The sequence below is a fragment of the Chitinophaga sp. 05T412 genome, assembly GCF_056396465.1.
In genome coordinates this window covers 1-2,165 of the sequence record NZ_JBFTLN010000040.1, presented here as the reverse complement: position 1 = coordinate 2,165, position 2,165 = coordinate 1, and the positions used below count along the sequence as shown (strand labels likewise).

Annotated in this window: 1 protein-coding gene; it reads left to right on the top strand. The window is 50.6% G+C overall.

From position 1 onward, the window contains the following. The coding region (locus AC1DFM_RS34555) for a non-ribosomal peptide synthetase (protein WP_477081344.1) at positions 1-2,165 on the top strand (2,165 nt) is incomplete at both ends.

Genomic DNA, 2,165 nt, shown 5'->3' with positions numbered 1-2,165 from the left:
CCCCTTTTGATCTGTCTACCGGCCCTTTACTACGGGCATCTCTCTACGAAGTAGCAGCAGGGCAGTGGGTGTTTGTCTATGTGATGCATCACATCATCAGCGATGGCTGGTCAATGGGCGTATTGATCAAAGAGCTGCTGCATCTCTATCATGATAACAGTCCGCTGCCGGTATTGCCTCTCCAGTACAAGGATTATGCAGTATGGCAACAATCCCACGCAGACGATATCGCTAAAAGTTATTGGCAGCAACAGTTTTCCGGTGAACTACCGGTGCTGGAGCTGGTGGCTGATAAGCCCCGTCCGGCAGTAAAAACCTACCGTGGCGGGATGGTCCAAAAAACAATAGATATCTCCGGTTTATCGGCGCTGTTACAACCTACGGGCAGCACGCTGTTCATGGGACTGGTGGCAGCGGTGAATACCTTACTGTATCGCTACAGCGGCCAGGAAGATATTATCCTGGGCAGCCCTGTTGCCGGCAGAGAACATGCAGACCTGGAAGGACAACTAGGTTTCTATGTGAACACGCTGGCGCTAAGGACCCGCTTCAGCGGCAGTGAGAGCTATGTGCAACTGCTGGAGCAGGTGCGACAGGTAACAATGGCAGCTTATGAACATCAGTCGYATCCTTTTGATGAGCTGGTGGACACATTGTCACTGAAACGTGATATGAGCCGCAGCGCCTTGTTTGATGTGATGGTGGTGTTACAGGAAACAGACCTTGATGAAGTGATTGCGGCCCAACAAAGTGGTGGTCTGCAAATAAATCCATATACAGATCTGAGTAATCCGGTCAGCAAATTTGACCTGTCGTTTGACTTTGTATTACAKGGAACGCAGCTGCAATTAAATCTCGTTTAYAACAGTGATCTCTATGAGATATCTACTGTGAGCGCTATGGCAATGCACCTGGATCAGTTGCTGGTAGCYATTCTTAAAAGCCCGGGCACCGCTATCCGRCAGYTGGATTATTTAAGTGAAACAGAAAAATCGCATCTGCTTTATAGTTTCAATGATACCGCTGCTGCTTACCCGGAAGATAAAACATTGGTGCACCTGTTCGCAGAACAGGTAGCAAAAACGCCGGATGCAGTAGCRCTGGTATTTGAAGATAGCTCCTTTACCTATGAGCARCTGGATGCATACTCCARCCAGTTAGCACATTACCTGCGCGGGCAATATGCTATCGTTGCAGATGACCTGGTGGGGGTGCAGCTGGAAAGAAGTGARCGAATGATCATTGCTTTGCTGGCGGTGCTGAAGTCGGGTGGGGCTTATGTTCCTATTGATCCTGACTTCCCGTCCGAACGTATTGATTATATCCTGTCGGACAGTGGTTGTAAAGTACTGATTGATGAAGCAGAGCTGTTGCGTTTTAAAGCAGTGCAGTCCAACTACCCGGTTACAACGCCGGCTATTGTTAACCAGCCACACGACCTGGCTTACGTGATCTACACTTCAGGCTCCACGGGTCGTCCTAAAGGCTGTATGCTGGAACACCGTGGTGTGGTGAACCGTTTGGAGTGGATGTGGCAGCATTACAATTTTACGTCTGCAGACATCATTTTACAGAAGACCACTTTCACTTTTGATGTATCGGTATGGGAACTGTTTCTGCCGCTGTGCTGGGGCGCCCGTATGGTGCTCTGCCACAAAGATGATATCGGAGCGCCGGAGCGTTTGCGTGCCTTGATACAACGTCATGGCATCACCTGCCTGCATTTTGTGCCCGGTATGTTCAATGCCTTTATTACTGCTTTATTTGAAGACGAAGATATTAGTGTTGCTTTAGATAGTCTTCGGCTGGTAGTGACCAGCGGGGAGGCGTTGTCGGCCGAAACGGTGCGTAACTGGTATGCCCGTATGGCCGCTCCGGTACATAACCTGTACGGGCCTACGGAGGCATCTGTAGACGTTACTTATTACGCCACGCGTGCGGGTGATCAGCGCATTCCGATAGGTCGTCCTATCTGGAATACACAACTCTATGTGCTGGGTGCAGACAACGCGGTGCAGCCGGTAGGCGTGGCCGGAGAGATCTGCATTGGTGGCGACGGGCTGGCCCGTGGTTACCTGAATAAACCGGAGCTGACGGCAGAGAAGTTTGTACCGCATCCTTTTACGGCTGGTCGCCGCATTTACCGCACCGGTGATATCGGTCGC